Here is a 24,741-nt window from a genome sequence, read left to right as displayed (position 1 = left end):
GGTTCAGCAGTTGGTATTCTTCCGATATTTGCAGAGGCATTCATGGGCTCGAAGCGGTGAGCAGGACTTCAGGCGGGGAAACCAAGCGATCCCCAGCCAAGCCTTCGGCCCCATCCAAGAAGCCAACCGTAGCGGGTCTCTTCGCGGGGGTGGGGGGCCTGGAAGCAGGCTTCCATGAGGCCGGCTATGAGGCAGCCCTCCTCTGCGAGATCGACGCCGCGGCGCGAAAGGTTCTGGAGTCGCGGTTCGCGGGGACTGATGTCGTAGGCGATGTCAGGACGATCAAGCGTCTTCCTCCGTGCACCGTGCTCACTGCTGGCTTTCCTTGCCAAGATCTCAGCCAGGTTGGGCGTCGTAAGGGCATCACCGGGCCCAATTCAGGACTCGTCCATGTCCTTCTCGACCTCCTCAAGATAAGGCGTGATGCGCCGGAGTGGGTGGTCATCGAAAACGTGCCCTTCATGCTGAATCTGCATGGGGGGCGCGCGATTCGATTCATAGCCGATGAGCTGGAGTCCATGGGCTATTCGTGGGCATATCGCACCATTGACGCACAAGCATTTGGCCTGCCCCAACGGCGCCGACGCGTTGTTCTCATCGCCTCGCGAGACCACGACCCCCGTCCTGCCCTCCTCGGTCAGGACGCGGGCGCTCCCGAAAAGAAGCCGAGGGGATCGCATGCGTGCGGCTTCTATTGGACTGAGGGCAACACTGGTTTGGGCTGGGCCATCGATGCAGTTCCTCCGCTCAAGGGCGGGTCTGCGCTGCACATCCCATCGCCACCCGCCGTCTGGTTTCCGCAGCGCAGGTTAATTGCCATGCCGTCCATCGAGGATGCGGAAAGACTCCAAGGATTCAAGGCCGGATGGACATTGTCCACAGGCGACGCAACTCGTGAATCGAGGGGACAGCGGTGGCGCATGGTCGGCAATGCCGTGAGTGTTCCAATGGCGAAATGGATCGCTGGACGCCTTTCCAAGTCTCACGGCACCTACGACGATTGCGGAGCAATGCTTGCAGAAACCGGAGGCTGGCCCAGCGCGGCTTGGTCCGTCGGCAAAAAGCGTCGCTCAGCCGATGTGTCCGAATGGCCGGTTTCGGTTCAGCGAAAACATCTCGCGGGATTCCTTGAGCATCAAGTGATTCCATTGTCGAAGCGAGCTACGACGGGTTTCCTTTTCCGACTGAAGAGGAGCAGCCTGCGTTACGAGGAGCAGTTCGCAAACGACCTCGCCCACCATGCCAAGAACGCCGACTAAGCACCTCACGGGCGTTGCAGTCGCGACATCCGCGCGGATGGCAAGGGTCGCGCAGCGGGACAACATCAACGAACGAAAGCTTCGGAGTGAACTACACAGACGAGGATTTCAATCTGCCCCTTTTCCGGAGATTGATCACCCGATTGGGGTCGATTTTGCGCGCCGCCGCGAAACGCACGGACCCGTACCCACGCCCTGAGTCCTGACCATTCCGTCAGGGGCCGAGTACTCGACAGGTCACAAAAATGTGTCCGCCTGCCATCACTCTTCAACTCCCCACAGAGCTTCTCGTATTCCGAGTCGAACAGAGCGTCTACGTCAACACAGGGCTTCCCCAGGCTCGCTCAAGCACGCGATGCACCAGGATTCCGACAGCAGCTTCAGGTCCGGCGGCGAGCCGATCCATTCGGCTGGACCCCAATGTAACCTTGAGCTTGCACGCCCCCGCCGTGATCAGCGAAGTCGGCGAGAACATCGCCGGCACTGCGACCGAATCAAACGACGCGGGCAACGCTCAATTTCCCTCAAGAACCGCAAGACGAATGGTTCCTGCCCGCCGAGAGAAATTGAACGAGTCGGCGATCACGAAGGCTCCATCCATCTGTTGGATGGCTTCGAGCAGGACACCCGACGGCTGAGTGGGGTCCCAAAGCGGATGAGCAATAACCACCCATTTCGATGTGCCGTCGAACTTCACAGCCCAAATGGGCCCCACCTGTCGCGTTTGTAGCCGCGAAAACTGCCGCTTGACGCGCATAACGTCAGCTGCGACGAGCCCAGGCCACGTTTTGAGTGCGGGTGAATCGAATTGCCCATCGAGACCGCAGTGATACGCTGCGTCATGCAACGCGCTCAAGAATGAGAGCCCTAAGCGCCAATCCAGCAGTCCGTGATATGGCTGATTGCGGTATCGCATCAGACACCGATAACAAGCATGCTCGCACGAACTCTCGTGGTCGGCGCGAAGGAACTCATTTAGTGGATACGATGCTTCGTCTTTCAGGATCGAGCCGAGAATGCCATTGATGCGCGGGTTTTCTGGCGGCGATCCGAGCGCAACGCAGAAGCCCGCGCCGTTGACGAGATGATCGACGAACTGAAGAACTGGCTTCGCTTGGCCTCCCGCAGGACGCATCAATCTTGGCTCGATGACGTCGAACTCTTCGGGATCGACATCCAACTCGAGCGCAGCGCGATTTACGAGAATAAACGTGGCCGACATGGCAGCGGCTCGCACGGCCGTTCGTCCCAAGACGTCGAGCGTATTCGCGCCATTTCCGAGTGATCGGGGCCCAACAACTCTTTCAATACTGAGTCCGGGTGGGGAAACTGATGGCGCTAGATAGAGCGCGTCAGTTGTTTTCGGGGCAGCCAACCATACCTGCTGGACTCCTCCCTGACCCGAACCAGATTGAGTGAAGTCCCACGGCTGACGGCCCTGTCCCTGAGCCAGGATGTCTGTCGAGATCACTTGTCGCTCAAGCGTCGCTACCCCCTTCCCGCGGTTGAGCTTTTGTTCGCCAACCACACCTGTAAACCCAAGATTTCCACCGGGCCGGCCAGGGTCCGTCGCGCCTCGATTCAAACGATAGGTTCGAATGCTCTTTGAAAAGACCTCAAGGTTGGATTCCGCGCAGGGCCGAAAGGCAAGCGCCCGTGCTTCCGACTGAATCGAGCGATGACGCCCGCTTGGAGAATCACTGTCCACGTCGGACGAGGGTCGGAAGTTCGTTCGGAACCCAAGTGGTTCTCGGCACTCTTTCGACCGTTCTCGGGCCAGAGGATCGCCGCAGGAAACACAATCGCCCACGTTTTCGTCAGGTTTGATGTCGTGCCGGAACCAAGAACCGCACCGGGCGCACTCCAGCATCCAGAATGGGTCACCGAACGCTGCAGACATTGGCGTCACCGTAGTGCCTGGGCTCTTGGAATACCGAAAATCCGGAAGTGGCCCGCTGAAACCTACGCACAGGTGCTCCAGTTTGTCTTTGACGATTACTGAACCTGGAGCAAATTCGTAAATAGCAAGATCGAGATCTCGATCGACGACATTCCATTCGGTCGCACGTCCGCGGGGACCGCTCACTGGCTTCGTTCCTGTATACAAATTACGGACCCGTGTGGGCATCCCATACATGGGGAGGCTTCCCTGCTCCGCTAGCGAATGGGCGAGCCCGTATCGCTTTGACTCCTCGCGCTCATTGATCTGCCTGATCTCTTCAAGTAGCCCGTCTGCGCTCAGCCAAACCTCCTCGAACGGGAGCGATGACTCATCGCAAAGCAGGCGCGCAAACTCGCGCGCCGAAGCCTCCGTTTCGGTTAATGCCAATTGGAGGCGTTCCTCCCACGCTTCGCCAAAGTACTGATCCGTCACGAGGAATTCGCCATGGATGTCGGGTGGACGCATGTCATCGCCCGGCCACGGCACGTTCGCGTCACGAAGCACAGCGAACGCCGAGTTCAACCACCTCTTGCGAAGGAATCGACGAGCGATGCTCGGCATGTGCTTCGTTAAAAATGGGGGCGGCGGAACGTCGCCCGTGATCTTGTGAGGCTCTCTGAAGTAATAGAGATCGTGGCTCTTGGTTCTGCACACGGTCAGCACGAACGAAAAGGCCTGCTTCCTCCGACCTGCTCGGCCGACGCGCTGCTGATAGTTGAAACGCTGTGGCGGCATATTTGCCTGCAAGACGGCCTGAAGCGGACCAATGTCGATACCCACTTCCATGGTCGTAGTGACCGCTAGCAAATCGATCTCTTCTCGCGCAGGAAGAAAGAATGGATCGGGCTCGAAAAGTGGCTCGTCGTCTTCGTCATAGACGGCCTTTCCGTCCGCATCGAACTTCTGCGTGAAGTCTGGAAGCATGATTCCGCGAAACTTTCGTTGCCGAACTGCACCGTCGTCCGTTTGACCCGTGAGCTCCTCGCAATGGAGTCGAAATGCCCCACTACCAATTCGATTTAGCCTCTTCGAAAGGAAATTGGTCGCTACTACCTCGCGCACGCATCCGTTCGCATTCTGGGGAAGTGGAGCCAAACAGCGCGTGCAGATTCCCGCCCCCCTGTGCAAATGCACGCGAGCACACCTTTCACAGCGCCACAACGGGTCGTCTACCTTCGCCAACTGAACTCGGAGCGCGGCGGTCGACAAGAATCCGTCCTTGTGTCCAGCCCTAGAAAAGGCCTGCAGGACTTCATCAAGCTTCTGCCTCCAGGCGGAGCCCCATAGCTTCTCTGCGAAACGATAGACGCGAGTCCTGGTCGAAACACTGTTGGCGTTTGGCCATGGCGCTGGCTTGTCATAGTCCGTATCCAAAAGACGATACGAATCACCGAATACACGGACGAACGCCGAGGCGAGGTTGAAGTCGAGGTTCTGCCCAAGGTCTGACTTCGATAGGCACAGAAAACCGAGTCCGGATTCTTCCAGTGAAAAATATGTGCGGCTTAATAGGATCTCGGTGACAAGGCTCTGCATTCGCTCTACGACATGACCTCTAGCCTTGTCCAACCAGTCCTGTTCCGCAACGTTGTCGCGCCAGTCGAACTGACCGTCCTTTGACTCAAAGAGCTGTGGCCATTCGAACGCGCGCCAGACGTTCTTTACCTCTACGCGGATCGATCCGGCACCAGTTGGATTGATTGGGTGAATCCCGCGCTCCACGAACGCACGAATCACAGGCTTTAGAGGTTGCCGTTCCTCCGACGCGCCCACGTAGGCGCTCGCGTTTCGACTGTCCTCCACTACAGTCCCGATCCGCACCGTTCGCTCTTTCGCGCTGTCTTCGAGCGCGAGAATCTTGTCTAGCTCCTCGCTGAGCCTCCGTTCTTCGGCACGATCGTTCCTATCCCCTGCTTCGTTACGGTATTTGCGAAGCGTGGAGGCTCTCTCTGCGATCTGCTCCACCGTGGGCAAGTCCGCCTGAGCACGTCGAAGTTCGCCAATCAACACATCTCGCCTCAGGTCCTCATGGTGTCGCTTCTCGATATCGAGCGACGCCTTGGCGGCATCCTGTCGACTGTCTGAAAACGAGACCAACTTCGGAGACTTGGTTGAAAGCTTCAGCAGATGAAAGAGTTCACTCGCGAGCAGCTGGGTGGTCTTGGCAAAGCCCGTACGAAAGTGGCGAATCGGTGAGAGTCGGAGTCCGCTGCCTGATTGCCTGGGCGCGTAGTCCGTTGCGCACGCTGGGCAGGCGTATGCAACATTGGTTCCCCCGTCTTTGCTGGTCCGCTTGTGCCGGTCTTGACCGTGCGCTCGTGTGTACAAATACCCAGCTACGTGGTCGGGCGGAAACGTCGCCGTCAGGGACACGCTAACGTTCGCGGTCGCGGGATCGAGAGCAGCGCGGCCCCAGCCGTCGATGACGCCCGCTCCACTCAAGGAAAGTTGTGGATCGTTACGATCCGTTGGCCAGAAGACCGCATATTCTTCGAACGAAAGGTCCTCGAACCTACGCCCGGTGGCAGCGTCCGGCAGACCATCAAGCTCCGCCTCTGTGGGAAGCAATTCCCACGCTGTCGAGCTTCGTTTGCGGCGCATCCCGCCGACAAATAGTTCACCGCAGCATTCGCAGTAGAGAAGCTCAAGCAGTCGCATTGGAGGGCCTGAGGCACCCGCAATCAAGCCCGTACTAACGGCCCGCTCCAGCGTTAGCTTGCCTACCTTTCTCGCGCCGTCTCGAAATGCTTCCTCTGCGCTTGCGCCTTGATCTACGGGAACGAAGAGTCCCTCGATGCTCCGAAAGAACGTGTGCACACGAAACGATGGGGCATCCAGCGGCGAGTTGGCTGCCTCCTCCGCAAACCAAACCGAAAATGCATCACCCAAGCCACGCGCCAACAACAACCCTCTAAGCGCTGTCGTATTCTGCGCAGACTCTCCGAAGATTGACTTAGCCAAGTCATTGATAGCAGTTGCGCGCGGCCGGCCTTCGGCGGCCGACCAGCACGCCGTAGCGACGTGGCGCCCTGCTTCTTCGATTGCATCTCTAACTATGCGTTCGAGAGACCCTTGTCTATCTAGTCCAAGTGCAGCCCCCAGAGCACGCCAAGCGTCCGGCAGGAGAGTTGGCGTTTCAAGCTCAGTAGCACATGCAGGCTCTGTTTCGCCGCCTCCATGCTGTGCAAGGAAGTCAATGAATGGTTGGGTATCAAGCACGGGGGTGACAACCTTGCGCTCCGCCTCCGGCTCTCCAGGGACGATGGCGTCTCGCCAGTCCGCAGGACCGCTCGCCCCTTTACCCTGCGCAGTCCAATGTCCAAAGCTCCCAAACATGTCCCACAAGTAGTCTTGGCTCCTAACTCCTTCTTCCCCATCCACAGGCAATGACGCGCTCGATGCCAGGATTCTCAATTTGTGGCGATGTGAAGGCTCGCTCAAGCCAAGCCGATCGAGAAGCAGGCGAAGCAAGTAGGCTACTTCAGTCCCCGCTGCGCCCCTTTGAAGGTGTAGCTCATCTAGAACCAGATAGAAGTAGGCATCATCGTTTTCCATCAGCCACTTGCGGGTCGTCGAGAACAGAGGGGCGTCAACCTCGCGATTGAGCATCGCACCGAGCATGCTCACGTTCGTGATGAGTATGTCTGGCGGCTGTCGTTGCATATCCCAACGCGACAACATTTCAGCGCCATCCACGCTCGGGAACAGAAAGCGGTCGTCCGGTTTCAGCGATGGCGGGACCTCGTGGCTTCGCTTTTCAATTTCCTTTTGCGTACGTTCGACTTCCACCATGTTGTCGAACAATTTTCGAAGCTGCTTTGTTCGACGTTCGCGGTCGTCCTCCGCGGACGTGCGAGGATGCGCGTTGAACCCCGTTACTGGCGTCGCACTCGTGTATCTGCCGAAAAATATTCGGTTTCCCAGAATTTCTTCATCCAAGACGGTTCTGGCAGCCTCAGAGTCCAGAGCTTTGCGTAGCCGAGTGAGCTGATCTTCGACGAGCGCGTTCATCGGGTAGAGCACGAGACACCGAACGGCTGCGGGACGGCGCTCTCCGTCTCGATGAGGCACGAAGGGATCGGCACCGGGGTTTTGCTTCAGGGGGCGCCTGGCCTTTGGAATGGCCGTAAACGATTCGAATGCACGCCCCGAGCTGTCATGCCACCAGCGCCTCTTTAGATAGTGGCTTGCCGGAGCCGCCCATCCAGACGCCTCTTGTATGATTGCCGCCAGCACCGGCAGCAGAAAGGACTCCGTTTTGCCCGAACCGGTGCCGGAGGTGACGATGCCCGGCTTTCCGCTCACCGTGCCGCGCTCCAGCATCTGAAGCTGGTGCTTGAAAAGACGAACGTTCACGTCGTCGAATAGACCGGAAGCGGCGAGACGAAGGAACGACGCGCGCGTCTTTCGTTCGAACTGCGCGAGGGCGCTGCTCTCATCTGATCCGAGGTCACTCAGCAGAAACTCGCTTCGAACGTATCGAGGCACAGGCTCAACGAGTGGAATTGTGCATAGCGCGCCAGGAGTCTCAAGCAGTGAGCGGCGTTCCTTGCTTACCGCCCCATTCCCGATGCGAAACGCGGTCTCGAGATATGTGATGTAGAGCTCTCGAATTCTGAGAAATCCGCCGATCGGATCGAACATCCTTCCTTCTCCTTAGCAATACTTGGCTACTCGGCAGCCTGGAGTCATGTGAGCGCGGCTACCACTCTTCCTCTCAGCTGAGCACCGGCTGGGTAACGATACTCTCCCCCGCCAGTCGGACCTGATAAGCCTTGACCTAGGACGTTGACGAAGCGGGCCACTGGCAGCGGCAGATATCCATGAAATGCAGTCACGTCATCCACTCCGCTTAACGACACCAATGGCTCCCGCAAGCGCCGGGCCGACCAGGCTCGAATTGGATTGAGCTCGTAGGACCAAAAAGAGGCGCCTTCGTGATGCGCGACCCAGTAGTCAGGGCGATCGGCGCGAAAATAGTGCTCAACCCGAATGTCGCTTCTCGGTTCACGAAGAAGCGACCAGAATCGCCACTCACCCCCAAATTCGTATTGGGTCGGCGCATCTCCCTGCGTAACATGCGTGCAGTCCACTTGTTTCATCGTGTCGACGGACAGCCAAGCGATGGGGAACCCGAACTCCTTCGCAAGAGTAGTCACCGCTTCCTCGTCATGACCGACGACCCTCAGAACTGGAGGCACTAACCCGGACACAGATCCACAATCCAACTGTAGAAGATCCTCCTTGTGCGCTGCCTCTCGAATCGAGTCCTGGGTTACTGGAAGAATCAATCCAGAAACTACCGCGTTGACCATGCCACCCGTACGAAATGCCAATAGCCTTGGGGATCTCACGAATACAGCGCGGTTTCGCCAGCGTGCGGAGGACGCGACATCAATGAATCCTGCTTCCATCCAGGCCCGGGTGAGATGACCCAGCTGCTGCGCGTCGATTCGTAAAATCGATGGTACCAGTTCCATCCACTCACGCCAGGGAAGTCCTGCACGACTAGCAGCTCTACCTGCGATCACGCGCACCAGGCGATCAACGGATGCTCTAGGTGACTCAAATCTTCGCGGCGCGATATTTGGCACTATCTGGGAGAGACTACGGCTCGGAAGGAGGACACCCGAGGCAACGATTCCCTTGACCCGACGCCTAACGACACCGAACTCTGGGTCGCTGGGATCGACCTCCGACTTCAACACCAGATTTAGCCACCGACGGCGGGCATTCTTGCTATCGACTCGAAAAGTCGGCAGCGCGGCCTCTTCGCGCAAGGCTCCTCGCCGACCCGTGATCTTTTTCCCAATTGCTCGAACGGACCAGGCTGCGCTGGCCGGATCGCTTACGAACTCGCCAATTCCCGCTCCTAGCAAGATCGGCTCATCCAAGCTGATTTCCGCGCCGCCGTCTCTAGATGCGTGCTCCTCGGCAAGAGTCGAATCGAGGGTCGCTGAAGCACACATGCTTTCAACTAGCCACGCGCAAGGTTCTCGCGGCGACTTGAATGACTCGCTAGAAGTGGTCGAGTTGAATCGAATCGTACGCCTGATCTCAAAATGGTCAGATTTGGCGACGATCTCGAATTGACCATCCCAATCTTGAATCGGAAAGCGCCATGACCCCTCGGCGTCGCGTACCAAGTCAACCCTGCCAGTCTCCGTATACAGCCAAACGGATGAGCAGGAATCGACCACGACAGCAGGCAACACCTCTGAAACCCCCAGCCACCCCTCTTCGGTACGCACCCCTCCTCGAAGGCCAATCGTTGGCTGCGAAAGCGACTCTTGAAGAATCCATGATCTCTCTAGGTTTGAATTCTGGAAAACCGACGACGGCAATGCATGCAGCCTAGGCTCACTTATTTCCCTCCACCCCTCGTACGACGACGACCGAACACGCCCCTTAGGATAGTGTTTGAGCAGATCGCTCACCTTGTCTTGGTGAACGAGAACTGTTGTCGCTGCTGCGAGCTGGTCTCTGTCCACGAGTTCCAGAATTCCATGCGAACCAAGTGCAAATGGCAAGATCCCCTGGTCAATGAAATTTGAGATGCGCGGCAATTTCGTTCGACCCGCGAGAGTCGAGGTGACGATGGACTGCAACCCACCGCTCTCGAAAGTCTGCCCCTGGGGGACTAGCCCAAATTGCCACCGGCCGCATGGAGCAAGGAGCGGCACTGCTTCGCGACCAAGCGACGATTCCGCTCGGTCGCTGACGGCAAACAGGCTTAGCGCATCATCGGACTCTTCAGCGAGAATTGAAAACCGAGTCCACGAAGCCGAGCTTTCAACACCTCGCCCGCGAAGAGCGGCATCGACTACCGCGGCCCAAAATCTGTGGATGGAAAGTTCAGCGGAATTCGAACGATGCGACTCGAATTGGCGTTTGAAGTCATCGAAGGCGAGCTGAAATGCAGGCCCGAAGCGTCCTCTCTCTGCGCCAACGACGGATAACGCGCGCCCCGTCGGCGGAACCATTCCGGCGATCCCAGCGTCATCCAGCAGCTGGGATAGGCGCTGTTGATCTCGACGATCCGGGAATGTCAGCTTCACCGTGTAGCCAATCCGAGTAAGGCCACCGGGGTCAGGAAGGACCAGGCGCCTATACGACCTATCGTGCTGAGACAGCCATTTGGCAAGCTGAACCCAAAGAGTGGGCAGCATTGAAAGCGAATTCGGGGGAACCTCGACAAGCCTGCAGAGCCTCGCAATAAAAGAACCTTCGTCGGCCAATTCCTCGGACGATTCCGATGCGGCCAAGCAGGTCAATACGAGGTGCGCAATGAATTTGGGGCGCCCTACCGGCGGCTGGGTAGGCCATCCCCGATAGTTGGATGCATCCTCAAGCAAACCTTTCGCTTGCACTGCCCGCCTGACGGAATCGACGAAGCACAAGCGGGCAAGGTCAGCGGTTGCCAAGCTGTCTCCAGTCGCTCTTGCAATCTCATCTGACGTGACGAGCATTACCACGACGGGAGGATCGTCATCGCAGTTCGAGAAGAAATACTCCAAAAGGTGATCGTTCCACTGTTCGACCCCCCAAGTCTTCCAGTCGTGGGTCACCACCCATGCACCCTCTTCTCAAGGAACAAGGAAAACATTCCTTCTATGGAATGCCAAGAATTCGCGCGTTGCTTCCGAGAAACTTGCAACCACGTCTGAGCAAGCTTGCGCCAATCCCAACTTCTCAAGCTCTGCGGGAGACAGCGCCAAAGAAACCTTAGCCGCGCCATCGTCGGCAAATGTAAGGAGACCTCGATCGAAAAGCCGATCGGCGTTAGGCGTCAGAAGGAGTCCGTTTTCAGCACTCAAGCGCTCGCCTGAGTCGGAACATGCGCGCCAAGGCTTGATGTGGCTGGCGACCAACAGCTCGGGAGACTCAACCCCGGTGAGTACGCATTTCTTGTAACGGCCTATCACTCGCGAGCGAAAACTGCCTTGTCCATGCCGAGCAAGAATGAGCTGCTGCTTCGTCGTAGCGTCGAGGCTTTGATCCGTGGCAATTGAGTCCTGCAATGCGTCGTCAACCCTTACGAGCGCATCCATACCATGCACAGGATTTGGAATCGGGGGCGCTTCGATGACCGGAATGAGCAGCTCAAAAGTCTCCGAGCTTATTTCGGCGAAATACGCCTTCTGATTTCCGTCGCCGGTCACAGGATTGAACGGGGAGTACTTCTTTGGCAGCAAAGGGCCCAGCTGTTCGACTAGCTCTCGCGGATGGACGGGCTGAGGGAGCACCTTCCATTCAACTGGCAATAACCAACCGATCTCGCCCCAATGTTTTCCCAGCTCGTGAAACCCGGGCGGCCTCGGCGCCAGTCGCGCGAAGTCCTGTACAACGCCGACGTACTTGATTAGCCGGTTTGCGTAAGAGACAACCCTATCGCCAGGGGCTGCGACTCGCATGTTGTCGTAGAACTGACTGCGCTTCCCACCAGACTCCGTCTGAGGCGACCACAAATAACCATCAGCGATCTCCTGCTTGACGGTCTGCTTGTGATTAACCCACCAAAAGCGAGTCACCTTATTTTGGTCCGAGCCCTGGCCAGAGAGATTGTGCACGTCCCAGGTTAAACGAAACGGAAGGCGAATTCAGGCCACGGGTTCCGGGCGCTTTGCGTCGATCCGCCCCGCAGGGGCTGAGCAGAGGTTTCGGGCAAATTGGCCGCCACAGGTCGTTCAGCCAAAGCCGATGCCTGCTTCGGCACTGATCAGCGAACCGCTGCCCGCACCGCCGGCCGTGCTGCTGATCGCTAAATCCCTCGGATCTCATTGGAAATGTCGCGCGACACTGCGCTGAATCCTTCCCTCTTCACGCACGTCAATACCCCACATCTCGAAGGAGCTGCGATGGCTCGGCGCCCAGTCCATTGGCGACTCTAAGTAGCGTCATTAGGGTTAGATTTCGCTCCCCTTGGAGTTACCAGGATTTCGTGGACACCCCCCCTGATATCCGCACTGTTAGCTGAAGTAATTCCGATGTGTGCGCACAAGGCGCAAGACCAAGCTAGGTCAGCATGTGAGCGGGCTGACGCGCATCAGGTTGGGGGTGGCGTCCAATTAATGCTCGAAATACTGTGCATTGCTCGCGTGAACCATCGCGTACGACTTCCCGTTCGATGCTAAATCGAGCTAAGTAGATCTAGCTCGATGATGTCAGCGCGAATGTGTTCGGAACGATGGACCGAGCGCGCTGAGCAACTGTCCACGAAATCCTGGTAACTCCAGTTCTAGAACTACGTCTCCTGAGTCCTAACCGCCTGCAGCCCGACCACGGACACTAAAGCCAGCAAGCCCAGCGATGCTTTGCGTGGACAACGGCGGCCAGCTCGCCTTCGTTGGAACATGTGGTTTGGCGAGGGCAGCCAAGACATGGGTGAAAACATTGGTCCACAGAAAATTTGAATTTTTAACCAAAAAAATCAATAACTTGCAATATCAGTGGCGGAGAGAGTGGGATTCGAACCCACGGAAGGTTTGACCCTTCGGCGGTTTTCAAGACCGCTGCCTTAAACCACTCGGCCATCTCTCCGTAACTACAGCTCCCCGGATACCCGCGAAAGCGGTACGCGGCGATCGATCATCGCGCGTTCGGCGGCCATGCCGAACGCCGGATCGATCGGGGACGGCCCATTGCGGTGCCGTCCCCTGCGCCCGGCCTGCACCGGGCGCGGGGCATTCTCTCATGCCGAAGCGGAAATCTTCACCGGCTTGTCGTGCTTCTTGCCGTCGCGGCCGGCGATGCTGTCGGGGCACGGCACGCCCTTGATGTCGCTGCATTGCAGGCGCGCGGATTCCACCAACGACGGGGCCTTCTCGGCCAGGAAGTCGATGAACACCCGCACCGCCGGCAGCAGGCCGCGGCGCGAGGCGAACACGGCGTGGAAGATGCCCTGCGGCAGGCGCCAGTTCGGCAGCACCACTTCCAGTTCGCCGCGGCGCACGGCCTCGGCGCAGACGGTCTCGGGCAGCAGGGTGATGCCCACGCCCTGCTCGGCCAGCGCCATCAGCATCGGGAAATCGAAACCCATCACCCGCGGCTTGAGTTCGACCTTGCGCACCTCGCCGTCCGGGCCGTGCAGTTCCCAGCGCTGGCGGGCGTCGTCTTCGCTGATGCTCAGGGTGACGTGATCGGACAGTTCGTCGGGATTGGTCGGGCGGCCCATGCGGGTCAGGTACTTCGGGCTGGCGACCAGCAGCTCCTGGATCTGGCCGAAGCTGCGCATCACCAGGCTGCCGTCGTCGTCGAGCTTGGAACGCACGCGCAAGGCGACGTCGATGCCTTCGTTGATGATGTCGACCCGGCGGTTGCTGACATGCAGCTGCACGCGCACCTGCGGGTACTTGGCCAGGAACTCGGGCAGCAGCTTGGGAATCTGCTGCTGCGCAAGGCCGACCGGCACGCTGACCCGGATCACCCCGCGCGGCTCGGCGCTGAGGCGGTCGACCACTTCGCGCGCGGCCTGGGCCTCGGCCAGCATCGACTGGGCGTGGCGATAGACGCTGTTGCCGACTTCGGTGACGGCGAAACGGCGGGTCGACCGTTGCAGCAGGCGCACGCCCAGGTCGGTTTCCAGCTGGCTGATGCGGCGGCTCAGGCGCGACTTGGGAATGCCCAGCGCACGTTCCGCGGCGGCGAACCCGGCGTGGTCGACGACCATGGCGAAGTAGTACAGGTCATTCAGATCGTGCATGACGAAAGTTCCAATAATAGAACAATTAGTGATATTGAAGCAGCTTTATCCCACTGACGCAACGACGCAGACTTTGCTCCAACGCGGCGAGGCCCGCATCAGACGACCCATCGAGGTCATAGACATGAAGCTCCTGCACATCGATTCAAGCGCCCTGGGCGCAAATTCCGTGACTCGCGAGCTGTCGGCCGCGGTGGCGACGCGCTGGCTGGACGCCCTGCCCGGTCTGAGCATCGATTACCGCGACCTCGATGCCGACCCGATCCCGCATCTTACCGGTCGTTCCCTGGCCGGGACCGATCCGGCCGAAACCGAGGCTTCCGCTCATATCCTGCAACAATTCCTGGACGCCGACGTGATTGTTTTGGGCGTGCCGATGTACAACTTCGGCATTCCTTCCACGCTCAAGGCGTGGATCGATCGGGTCGCGGTCGCGGGCAAGACTTTCCGCTACACCGCCGACGGCCCGGAAGGCCTGGCCAAGGGCAAGCGCGCGATCATCGTCAGCGGTCGCGGCGGCCTGCACAGCGGTCAGCCCAGCGATTTCCAGGAGACCTACCTGCGTCACGTCCTCGGCTTCATTGGCGTGACCGATGTCGAGTTCGTGCGTGCCGAAGGTGTGGCTTACTCGCCACAGCATCGTGCCGACGCGCTCGCTGCGGCGCACGCTTCCATCCCGCTGCCGCAACGACAGGCGGCGTGAGGCTCTCCGCGTTTGTCCCGCGAGTCCCGTGTCCCACCGTGTAAGTGCAAGGCCGGCGTTCCCTCCCCCATGCCGGCATTGGCCGGGTCCTGACGGGCCCGGCTTTTTTGTGGGCGGCGATAAGGCAGGAAGTCGCGCTGAAATCGCAGGTGGCCGGAACTCGAATCGCTGCACCGGATCGACGCGGCGTGCCGATCGATCTGCTGTCTGAGTCACGCGCTGCGAGGCGATCGGAAAAGAAAGCGCCGGGGCTGAAGCCCCTCCCACACGAAACCTCGCGGCAGCGAAATCTTTTGTGGGAGGGGCTTCGGCCCCGACGCTGTTGGCTCAGATCGCCGCGCTTCAACCATGCGGCGCTGGAATGCGGGAATCGTGGCAATCAATCGCCGCAGTCGAAGCCCGACCGCGGCTTAAGCCAGGGTCTCAACCCCACCCATATACCGCCGCAGCACCTCAGGCACCGTGATCGAACCATCGGCGTTCTGATAGTTCTCCATCACTGCGATCATCGCGCGGCCGATGGCGACGCCGGAGCCGTTGAGGGTATGCACCGGTTCGGGCTTGCCGGTCGCCGGGTTGCGCCAGCGCGCCTGCATGCGCCGGGCCTGGAAGGCCTCGCAGTTGGAGCACGAGGAAATCTCGCGGTAGCTGCCCTGGCTCGGCAGCCACACTTCCAGGTCGTAGGTCTTGGTCGCGGAGAAGCCCATGTCGCCGGTGCACAGCAGCATGCGCCGGTACGGCAGGCCGAGGCTTTCGAGCACCACCTCGGCGCAACGGGTCATGCGCTCGTGTTCTTCGTAGCTCTGGTCGGGTCGGGCGATGGTGACTAGCTCAACCTTCTCGAACTGATGCTGGCGAATCATGCCGCGGGTGTCGCGGCCGGCGCTGCCGGCCTCGGCGCGAAAACACATCGAGTGCGCGGTCATGCGCAGCGGCAACGCGGACTCCTCGAGAATTTCGTCGCGGACGATATTGGTCAGCGGCACTTCCGAGGTCGGGATCAGGTAACGCTTGCTCGCCGACTCGCCTTCGCCGACGTGGGTCGCGAACAGATCGTCCTCGAACTTCGGCAACTGGCCGGTGCCGCGCATCGCATCGGCGTTGACCAGCAGCGGCACGTTGGTTTCCTGGTACTCGTGCTGCTCGGTGTGCAGGTCGAGCATGAACTGGGCCAGCGCGCGATGCAGCCGCGCCAGGCCGCCGCGCAGCACGGTGAAACGCGCGCCCGACAGCTTCGCCGCGGTCTCGCCGTCGAGCCAGCCGTTGCGCGCGCCGAGTTCGACGTGGTCCTTGACCTGGAAATCGAATTCGCGCGGGTTGCCCCAGCGGTGCTGTTCGACGTTGCCGGTTTCGTCCGGGCCGAGCGGCACCGAGTCGTTGGGCAGGTTCGGGATGCCCAGCGCGATCGCCTCGATCTCGGCCTTGATTTCATCCAGACGTGCTTCGCCGCGCTTCTGCTCGTCGCCGAAGCTCGACACCTGCGCCATCAGATCGGCGACGTCCTCGCCCTTGCTCTTGCGCTTGCCGATCTCGCCCGACAGCTTGTTGCGCGAGGCCTGCAGTTCCTGGGTCCGCACCTGGACCATCTTGCGTTCGCTTTCCAGCGAAGCCAGCGCCGCCGGATCGAGCAGGTAGCCGCGGGTGGCGTGCAGGCGGGCGGCGAGTTCGGCGGGCTGTTGGCGCAGCAGGGTCGGATCGAGCATGGCGGTGCCGGAGGACGTGGCGGGAGAACCGCAGATTATCGCGGCTGGCGGTCTTTTTAGCGAACTTCATGGCGCCGCGCCGCGAATCGGCGCCACGCGCGCTCGGCGCGGCGCGGCGTTTCGATGCAGAATGCGGAGCATCACGAATCAGATCCACGAGCAGCCGGCCCCATGTCGACACCGTCCCCCGCACCTCGCCGTTCCTTCAATTTCGCCGCCTGGCTGCCGTCGGGCAAGGCATGGCTGTGGGTCGTGGGCGCGTTCGCCATCGGCCTGGCCTTGTTCGCCTGGGTCTGGTCGAGCAACCGCAATCGCGGCGATGGCTTCTATCGCAGCGGCGACACCCCGCCGACCAGCGCGCAGCCGTTCTATGCGCCGCTGCCCGCGCCGGCCTCGGCCGATGGCGAGGGCGTGGCGCCGGCCCCGTCGCCGCAGCCCTCGCCCGCCGCGGCCGGCGGCGAGCCGCAGGAAACCCCGCAACTGGTCGAAAACCCGAACCCGCCGGCACCGCCGCAGAGCATGCCGAGCGCTCCGCAAGCGCCGGCCGCGCCGAACGCGGCCTCGGGCGCGCAGACCGCCGCCTCGCCGCTGCCCGGCAACCGGCCGCCGCAGTATCCGGCGGCCTCGCTGCGCCGCGGCGAAGGCGGCACGGTGCGCATTCGCGTCGAGGTCACCGAGCAAGGCGGCGTCGACGGCGTGGACGTGGTCGAAGGCAGCGGCTCGCGCGCGCTCGATCGCGCGGCGCTGAGCGCGGTGCGTTCCTGGCGTTTCAAGCCGGCGATGCGCGGCGGCCAGCCGGTGGCGGGCGCGGTGATCGTGCCGATCACGTTCAATCCCAATCAGTGAGGCTCGGGACGGGAATCGGGAATCGGGAATCGGGATTTGGGAATCGGAGAAGCATTGCGTCCTCGTCTCGATGCCGCCTCTACGTTTTTGTGAAGCCCCAAGTCGCGGATCGCGCATATCTGCATTTGCACAAGCCTGTCGCGCGACTGAACCGCATGCACGCGCTGTTCACCACCCGCTAACGACGCCGCTAAGAAGCTCGGCCTCCGATCCCATCCCCCGGGGACGGTCAGAAGGAGGCCGACATGAGCACCACATCACATTCCATCGATCCCAACGCGTCCGATCGCGACACCCCGGCGCCTGAAGCCGCCGCGATCCAGGCCGCGCCCAGCCGCACCGGCCTGTGGCTGCTGATGATCCTGCTCGCCGCGACCTTCCTGGGTTGGTATCTGTACGGCAAACGCGCCCCGATCGCGCCGCCCGCGCCGTTGCCGCCGATCGTGGCGCTGCCGCCGCTCGATCGCGGCGCGAACGATGCCGGCGCGATCGCCAACGCCGCGAACACCGCGAACAAGCCGAACGCCGCGAAGCCCGCATCGGCCACCAAGCCGGTCGCTGCCAAACCGCGTGCGACCCAGGCCCGCCCGATCGCCAACCGCAGCCCGGAACCTCGCTACCCGGCCGCGGCGCTGCGTCGCGGCGAAGGCGGCACGGTGGTGCTGCGGGTGAACGTCGGCGCCGACGGCGTGCCCGACGATATCGCAGTGAGCCGCCGCAGCGGTTCGCGCGATCTCGACCGCGCCGCGATGACCGCCGTGCGCGACTGGCGCTTCAAGCCGGCCACGCGCAACGGCCGCGAAGTGGCCTCGGTGGTGGAACAGCCGGTGGAGTTTCGGCCGATGCAGTGAGGCTTGATCGGCGTCGTTTCGGGTCAACGAGCGAGGCGACGGATCGAAAGTGAGGTCGAAGCACGGAACGGCGGCCATGGGTCGCCGTTCTTCGTTTGGGTGTTCGCTTGGCAGACCCGGATCTATTCGCTGCGATCAAAGACAGCGCAACGATGCAACCTTTTGTGGGAGGGAGCTTTAGCCCCGACGCTTTTGTTTCCGGTCGCCGCGCAGCAATCCGCAGGAGTTCGCAACGACTCGACAGCCAAGCGACGCCGCGCCGCGATTTCACCGAAAAGCGTCGGGGCTAAAGCTCCCTCCCACAAAAGACTTCGATGCCGCCGCCGTAATTGCTGTTGCTCGAATGCCTCTACCGATGCTGCCCTCGCAACTGGCACACCCCACGCAAGCCACGGAATCTTTTGTGGGAAGGGCTCGAGCCCCGACGCTTTTGTCTCCGATTGCGCCGCACCACTTCGTTCGCCTTGCAAGAGGCTTGCCTGACTGAGAACGGCAAAGCGACGGCGGCCGAAGCCGCCGCCGGATCGCCGAATCGCCGGATATTCCAACTCAGCCCCGAGCAGCGCTATCGCGCCGCGTCGACCCGCATCCCCGCCTTCGCCGCCAAGGCTTCGAACCCCGGAAACGAGGTCGCGACATTGGCCACGTCGCCGATACGCACTTCGCCGCTCGCCAGCTGCGCGGCGATCGCGAAACTCATCGCGATACGGTGATCGCCATGGCTGTCGATCGCGCCGCCGTGCAAGGCGCCACCGTCGATGATCGCGCCGTCGGGGGTTTCCTCGATCCTCGCGCCGAGCGCGCGCAGGCCGGTCGCCATGCTCGCGATGCGGTCGGATTCCTTGACCCGCAGCTCGGCCGCACCGCGAATGACGGTGCGTCCTTGCGCCACGGCGGCGGCGACGAACAAGGCAGGGAACTCATCGATCATGTCCGGCACCAGCGCTTCGGGCACGTCGACGCCCTGCAGCGGCGCGTAACGCACGCGCAGATCGGCGACCGGTTCGCCGCCTTCGGCGCGTGGATTTTCTTCGACGATGTCCGCGCCCATCAGTCGCAGCGCGGACAACAAGCCGGTGCGGCGCGGGTTCATGCCGACCGCTTCGAGCAGCAGCTCAGAGCCCGGCACCACGCTCGCCGCGACCAGGAAGAACGCGGCCGAGGAGAAATCCGCCGGCACCGCGACATCTGCCGCGCGCAGCACGTGGCCGCCGCTGAGCCGGGCGTATCCGGGCGAGAACTCGATCGGCCAGGCGAACGCGGCGAGCATGCGTTCGGTGTAGTCGCGGGTTGGATGCGGCTCAAAGACGACGGTATCGCCCTGCGCGTACAGACCGGCCAGCAACAGCGCCGACTTCACCTGCGCACTGGCGACCGGCAAGGTGTATTCGATGCCCTGCAGGGCGCGACCGCCGCGGATGCGCAACGGCGGCAGGCCGCCTTCGTCGGTGTCGATGTGCGCGCCCATCGCCGCGAGCGGCTCGGTGACGCGGCGCATCGGCCGCTTCGACAAGGACGCGTCGCCGATCAGCACGCTGTCGAACGCCTGCCCCGCCAGCGCGCCCGCAAGCAGGCGCATGCCGGTGCCGGCGTTGCCGCAATCCAGCGGTTCGGCGATGCCGCGCAGGCCGTGCAGGCCGACGCCGTGGACGATGCGTTCGCTCGCGCTGGGCGTTTCGATGCGCACGCCCAGGCGTTCGAACACGCGCGCGGTGGCGCGGGTGTCCTCGCCTTCGAGAAAGCCGGTGACACGAGTGACGCCTTCGGCCAGAGCGCCGAGCATGACCGCGCGATGCGACACCGACTTGTCGCCGGGCACGCGCAGCGAGCCGCGCAGTGGCGTGCCGGTGCCGGCGGTCCAGGCTTGCTGCGCTTGCGCCTGGGTGTGCTGCGTATCCGCCGAACCACTCATGCCAACACCCGATCCAATGCGCTCAACAAACGACGATTGTCATCGGGCGAGCCGACGCTGATGCGCAGGCAATCGGGCAGACCGTAGCCGCCCATCGGCCGCAGGATCACCCCGAGTTCGACCAGGGTCGCTTCGATCTGCGGCGTGCGCGCGCCGAATTCGACCAGCACGAAATTGGTCTGCGACGGAAACACCCGCAGCCCGCGCCGCGTCAGCGCATCGGCCAGGGCCGCACGTTGCTCGGCGTTGCGCGCGCAGGCCCAGTCCAGATGCGCGACGTCGCCGAGCGCGGCCTCGCACGCGGCCAGCGCCGGGCCGTTGACGTTGAAGCTTTCGCGCGCGCGATCCATCACCGCGATCAAACCCGGTTGCGCGATCAGATAACCGACCCGCAAGCCGGCCAGCCCGTAGGCCTTGCTGAACGTGCGGGTGACGGCGAGATTGCGATAGCGATCGAGCAAGGACACCGCGCTGGCGTAATCGGGCGCGTCGGCCATTTCCGCATAGGCTTCGTCCATCACCACGATGACCTGCGGCGGGACGCGTTCGAGGAAGGCGATCATCGCCTCGCGGCCGAACCAGGTGCCGGTGGGATTGTTCGGATTGGCCAGATACACCAATCGCGTCTGCGGCCCGATCGCCGCGGCGATCGCATCGAGATCGTGGCCGCAGGGCATCGCCGCATCGCGCGGCAGCGCCTCGACCACGCGCATGCTTGCGCCGGCGCATTGCGTCGCCAGGGCGAATACGGCGAAGCCGTAACGCGAGAACACCACCTCGTCGCCGGGGCCGGCGAACACCTGCGCCAGTTGCATAAGCAGTTCGTGCGAACCGTTGCCGAGCTGCAACTGCGCAACGTCTACCCCATGCCGCGCCGCCAGCGCGCGCTTGAGGTCGGCGCCGAGCGGATCGGGATAGCGGTGCAGCGCATGCAGCGATTCGAGGATCGCTTCGCGCGCGGCCGGCGACGGGCCGTAGGGGTTTTCGTTGGAGCCCAGTTCGGCGAGATTCGCCTCGCCGAAACGGCGCCGCAACGCGACCAGATCGTGACCGGGGTCGTAAGCCTTCAGGCGTTGCACGCCGGGCTGCGCGCGCGCGGCGAACCAGGCTTCGTCGAAGGCCGGGGTCGACGACGACGGCGACGCCTGCTGCGATTGCGCGGCCGCCTGGCTCATGCGATCGCCACCGGGTAGGAGCCGAGCACCTTCACTTCATGGGCGAGGTCCTGCAGCTCGTCGAGCGCTTCGCGCATCGCCGGTTCCTGCACGTGCCCGCCGATATCGACGAAGAACGCGTACTGCCAGCGGCCGGTGTGGCCGGGACGCGACTCGATCCGGTTCATGCTCAGGCCGCGCTTGGCGAACGGCGACAGCACGTTGTACAGCGCGCCCGGCTCGTCCTTGATGAAGATCAGCAGCGAGGTGCGGTCGTTGCCCGAGGGCGTGAACAGTTCGCGACCGATCACCAAGAATCGCGTCGTGTTGTCGGGACGATCCTCGATCGGCCCGGCGACGGTACGCAGGCCATACACATTGCCCGCGCTGGCCCCGGCGATCGCCGCCGCATCGTCGGCATTGCGCGCGCGGCGCGCCGCCTCGGCGTTGCTCGACACCGCGATCTTCTCGGCCTTGGGCAGGTATTCGCGCAGCCACGCCTTGCACTGGGCGAACGACTGCGGATGCGAGTAGACCCGTTCGATGTCCTCGATCCGGCCGCTGCGCGACAGCAGGTGCTGATGCACGCGCAGTTCGACTTCGCCGCTGATCTTGAGCTTGGAGGTCAGGAACATGTCGAGCGTGGACTGGATCGTGCCCTGGGTCGAATTCTCGACCGGCACCACGCCGAAGTCGGCGTTGCCGGCTTCGACTTCCTGGAACACTTCTTCGATGCTCGCCAGCGGCAGGCCGTGGATCGAATGGCCGAAGTGCTTGAACACCGCCTGCTGCGAATGGGTGCCTTCCGGGCCGAGGAAGCCGATCTTCAGCGGCTCCTGCTGGGCCAGGCAGGCCGACATGATTTCGCGGAACAGGCGCACCAGCACTTCGTCGTGCAGCGGGCCGTCGTTTCGGTCGACGACCCGGCGCAGCACCTGCGCCTCGCGTTCGGGACGGTAGTAATCCACCGCCGCGGCGAGCTTGCCCTTGGCCTTGCCGACTTGATTGGCGAACTGCGCGCGTTCGCCGATCAACTGCTGGATATGCAGGTCGATGCCGTCGATGCGCTCGCGCAAGGTGGCCAGGTCCGGGCCGGCGACGACCGGCGCGACGTCCTCGACCTTGGCGGCCTTGGATTTGCCTGCGGCCTTCTTGTCGGTCGCGCTCTTCGCAGCGGCGGCGGGCTTGTTCTTGCCGGGCTTGGCCGGCTTCTTCGTGTCTTTGGTCGCCATCTCAGCCGTGTCGCTTCTGGAAGTCTTGCATGAAGGTGGCCAACGCCTGCACGCCGGCTTCCGGCATCGCGTTGTAGATCGAAGCGCGCATGCCGCCCAGCGCGCGATGGCCCTTGAGCGAGATCAGCCCGGCCGCTTCGGCTTCCTTGAGGAACGGCTTGTCGAGCGCTTCGTCCTTGAGGAAGAACGGCACGTTCATGCGCGAACGCGCGGCCGCGGCGACTTCGTTGCGGTAGAAGCCGCCGGAGTTGTCGATCACCCCGTACAGCAGCGCCGACTTGCGCGCATTGCGCTTGGCGAATTCCTCGACGCCGCCTTCGGCCAGCATCCACTTGAACACCAGCCCGGCCAGATACCAGTTATAGGTCGGCGGCGTGTTGAGCATCGACTCGCCCTTGACGTGGGCGCGGTAGTCGAAGATTTCCGCGCGCGGCTGGCCGGCGCGTTCGAGCAGTTCGCGCTTGACGATGACCACGCTGACGCCGACCGGACCGAGGTTCTTCTGCGCGCCGGCATAGATCACGCCGAACTTGGACACGTCCAGCGGCTCGGACACGATCGAGGAACTGAAATCGGCGACGAGCGGGACATCGCCGACATCGGGAATGTCGCGGAACTCGACGCCGTGGATGGTCTCGTTGGCGGTGTAGTGGACATAGGCCGCGTCCTTGGACAGGTTCCATTCGCCGCGCGGCGGCAGGTCGCGGAAGCCGCCGGGCTCGCCGTTGGCGGCCACGTTCGCATTGACGTAAGGCTTGACCTGTTTCAATGCGGTCTTGCCCCAGTGGCCGCTTGACGATGGTAGGGGGGGGGTCTGGCCCGGGAGTTGGCCCGGACGAAGTTCAGGTTGGCCCCCCCGGGTCCGGCGATCAGCGCGAATCAAGCGGCCCCCCCTGCTGCGGCGGGTCCGCGGGCCGCCTTGCAGGGAACAGCCAAAAAACCGCGTAATCGTCCGGAATCGACATCAGCGTGCGCAGGTTGCGCTCGGCCTCGGCGGCGAGACCTGGATTGAAAAACTCCGGGGCCGCGGTTGGGCTGAGTTTTCCGACGATTTCGAGGGGCCCCGGGCGTTGTTTTTTTCCCACTCCAAGCAGTTTCCGACTGCCGGCCTGCAGCAAAGAACCGATTTCGGGGCAGGGTTCGCGTTCGCGGGAACCGGCAACTAAAGTTGAAGGCGCGGGACATCGGGAGGCTCCGGGGTGTGGGGTGGACCCCAAGTATGCCGCAGTGCAACACCGTGTGTACCTGTCGTTACGCGCGCAACTTTTACCCCGGCAGCTGCCTCTATGTGGGTATGCGGTCTCGTATCACTCAAGCCACGTCCCGTTCTCGAAGTCCGTTCGCAGATCCTCGCTCGTCCCCCGCCCCGGAGCCGTCCCATGTCGCTGCGCCAAGTGCTCAACCTTCCCGCTTCTCAAATCACCGATGAAGCGATCTACCGCGACCGGCGTCGCCTGCTGACCGCGCTGGCCCTGGCCCCGGCGCTGGGTCTGTCCGGCTGCGCCGAGGCCGAGGCTCCGCCGCCGGCCGGCAAACCGGTCAGCCCCGAGCAGGCCAAGGCCGGATTCCGCACCGACGAAGTGCTCACCCGCTTCGAGGACGTCACCAGTTACAACAACTTCTACGAGTTCGGCACCAACAAGGGCGATCCCTCGGCCGCGGCCAAGACCCTGCGCACCAGCCCGTGGACGGTGGCGGTCGGCGGCGCCTGCGCCAAACCCGGCAAACTGTCGCTGGAGGACCTGATCAAGGGCCTGGCGCCGCAGGAACGCATCTACCGGCTGCGCTGCGTGGAGGGCTGGTCGATGGTGATCCCGTGGCTCGGCGTGCCGCTGGCCGACGTGCTCAAGCGCTTCGAGCCCACGTCCAAGGCCAAGTACGTCGCCTTCACCACCCTGTCCGACCGCAAGCAGATGCCCGGCACCGCCTACGACTCGATCAACTGGCCCTACCGCGAAGGCCTGCGCATCGACGAGGCCATGCACCCGCTGACCCTGCTCGCCACCGGCCTGTACGGCAAATCGCTGCCGCAACAGAACGGCGCGCCGCTGCGGCTGGTGGTGCCGTGGAAATACGGCTTCAAGAGCATCAAGTCGATCATCGCGATCACCTTCGTCGAAAAAATGCCGGTGACCAGTTGGAACCAGCTGCAGCCCAGCGAATATGGGTTCTTCTCCAACGTGAACCCCAACGTTGACCACCCGCGCTGGAGCCAGAAGACCGAACGCCGCATCGCCGGCACCGGCAGCAAGCTGTTCGCCGACCGCATCGCGACCCGGCTGTACAACGGCTACGCCGATCAGGTCGCCGGGCTATACACCGGCATGAACCTCAAGACCTGGTTCTGAGATGAGCGATTTGACGAATACCGCAACCGGGGATGCCGACGCGGCCCGGTCGCCGGCCGCCGCACGCGCGTCGCGGCCGCTGCCCAAGC

General features: G+C 62.3%; 13 protein-coding genes, 1 tRNA gene and 1 pseudogene. 5 read left to right on the top strand and 10 right to left on the bottom strand.

The annotated features are described in order from the left end of the window. The first annotated feature begins 56 nt into the window (after positions 1-56). Positions 57-1,259, top strand: a complete 1,203-nt coding sequence (locus KME82_RS10425; RefSeq protein ID WP_215498436.1) for a DNA cytosine methyltransferase — start codon at positions 57-59, stop codon at positions 1,257-1,259. Positions 1,260-1,773: 514 nt separating this feature from the next. Here the strand turns inward: KME82_RS10425 and KME82_RS10420 are convergent. The 5 genes from KME82_RS10420 to KME82_RS10400 form a co-directional block, all read right to left on the bottom strand. After that, the gene (locus tag KME82_RS10420) at positions 1,774-7,845 is read right to left on the bottom strand and encodes a DEAD/DEAH box helicase (RefSeq protein ID WP_215498435.1); all 6,072 of its coding nucleotides are present in this window, start codon (positions 7,843-7,845) and stop codon (positions 1,774-1,776) included. Between the two features lie 44 nt (positions 7,846-7,889). Beyond that, the gene (locus tag KME82_RS10415) at positions 7,890-10,769 is read right to left on the bottom strand and encodes a hypothetical protein (protein ID WP_215498434.1); all 2,880 of its coding nucleotides are present in this window, start codon (positions 10,767-10,769) and stop codon (positions 7,890-7,892) included. 18 nt (positions 10,770-10,787) lie between these two features. Next, positions 10,788-11,771: an HNH endonuclease gene (locus tag KME82_RS10410; RefSeq protein ID WP_215498433.1), complete on the bottom strand. Its 984-nt coding sequence runs from the start codon at positions 11,769-11,771 to the stop codon at positions 10,788-10,790. Positions 11,772-12,651: 880 nt separating this feature from the next. Next, positions 12,652-12,741: transfer RNA gene (locus tag KME82_RS10405), tRNA-Ser, on the bottom strand. A 151-nt stretch (positions 12,742-12,892) separates the two neighbouring features. Next, positions 12,893-13,918 (bottom strand): LysR family transcriptional regulator, encoded by a 1,026-nt coding sequence (locus KME82_RS10400; protein ID WP_215499036.1) that lies wholly within the window; start codon positions 13,916-13,918, stop codon positions 12,893-12,895. A 109-nt stretch (positions 13,919-14,027) separates the two neighbouring features. Between KME82_RS10400 and KME82_RS10395 the strand changes: the two genes are divergently transcribed. Next, the gene (locus KME82_RS10395) at positions 14,028-14,606 is read left to right on the top strand and encodes an FMN-dependent NADH-azoreductase (RefSeq protein ID WP_046656401.1); all 579 of its coding nucleotides are present in this window, start codon (positions 14,028-14,030) and stop codon (positions 14,604-14,606) included. A 410-nt stretch (positions 14,607-15,016) separates the two neighbouring features. Here KME82_RS10395 and serS read toward each other — a convergent pair whose 3' ends face one another. Continuing rightward, a complete protein-coding gene (serS, locus tag KME82_RS10390; RefSeq protein ID WP_215498432.1) occupies positions 15,017-16,309 on the bottom strand; it encodes a serine--tRNA ligase in 1,293 nt (430 codons plus the stop codon). Between the two features lie 171 nt (positions 16,310-16,480). Between serS and KME82_RS10385 the strand changes: the two genes are divergently transcribed. Both KME82_RS10385 and KME82_RS26820 read left to right on the top strand, forming a co-directional pair. After that, a complete protein-coding gene (locus KME82_RS10385) occupies positions 16,481-17,155 on the top strand; it encodes an energy transducer TonB (RefSeq protein ID WP_215498431.1) in 675 nt (224 codons plus the stop codon). Between the two features lie 245 nt (positions 17,156-17,400). After that, positions 17,401-18,006, top strand: a complete 606-nt coding sequence (locus KME82_RS26820) for an energy transducer TonB (protein ID WP_215498430.1) — start codon at positions 17,401-17,403, stop codon at positions 18,004-18,006. A gap of 565 nt (positions 18,007-18,571) precedes the next feature. On the opposite strand, the gene aroA is transcribed toward KME82_RS26820, so the two are convergent. The 4 genes and pseudogenes from aroA to serC all read right to left on the bottom strand — a co-directional run. After that, on the bottom strand, positions 18,572-19,918 hold the full coding sequence (gene aroA / locus KME82_RS10375; RefSeq protein ID WP_215498429.1) for a 3-phosphoshikimate 1-carboxyvinyltransferase: 1,347 nt from the start codon (positions 19,916-19,918) through the stop codon (positions 18,572-18,574). Next, positions 19,915-21,093, bottom strand: a complete 1,179-nt coding sequence (gene hisC, locus KME82_RS10370; protein WP_215498428.1) for a histidinol-phosphate transaminase — start codon at positions 21,091-21,093, stop codon at positions 19,915-19,917. Before hisC ends, aroA begins: the two co-directional genes overlap by 4 nt. Beyond that, positions 21,090-22,304, bottom strand: coding sequence for a prephenate dehydratase (gene pheA / locus KME82_RS10365; protein WP_215498427.1), 1,215 nt, complete (start codon positions 22,302-22,304; stop codon positions 21,090-21,092). Before pheA ends, hisC begins: the two co-directional genes overlap by 4 nt. 1 nt (position 22,305) lies before the next feature. Further along, a pseudogene (gene serC / locus KME82_RS10360) lies at positions 22,306-23,305 on the bottom strand (3-phosphoserine/phosphohydroxythreonine transaminase); the annotation flags it as partial. Positions 23,306-23,683: 378 nt separating this feature from the next. Here serC and msrP point away from each other — a divergent pair. Next, the gene (gene msrP, locus KME82_RS10350; RefSeq protein ID WP_215498425.1) at positions 23,684-24,652 is read left to right on the top strand and encodes a protein-methionine-sulfoxide reductase catalytic subunit MsrP; all 969 of its coding nucleotides are present in this window, start codon (positions 23,684-23,686) and stop codon (positions 24,650-24,652) included. The last annotated feature ends 89 nt before the right edge of the window (positions 24,653-24,741 follow it).

This window comes from Lysobacter capsici (assembly GCF_018732085.1).
Taxonomy (GTDB): domain Bacteria; phylum Pseudomonadota; class Gammaproteobacteria; order Xanthomonadales; family Xanthomonadaceae; genus Lysobacter; species Lysobacter capsici_A.
Note: the sequence above shows the minus strand (reverse complement) of the source record. Positions and strands in the feature narration are given on the sequence as shown.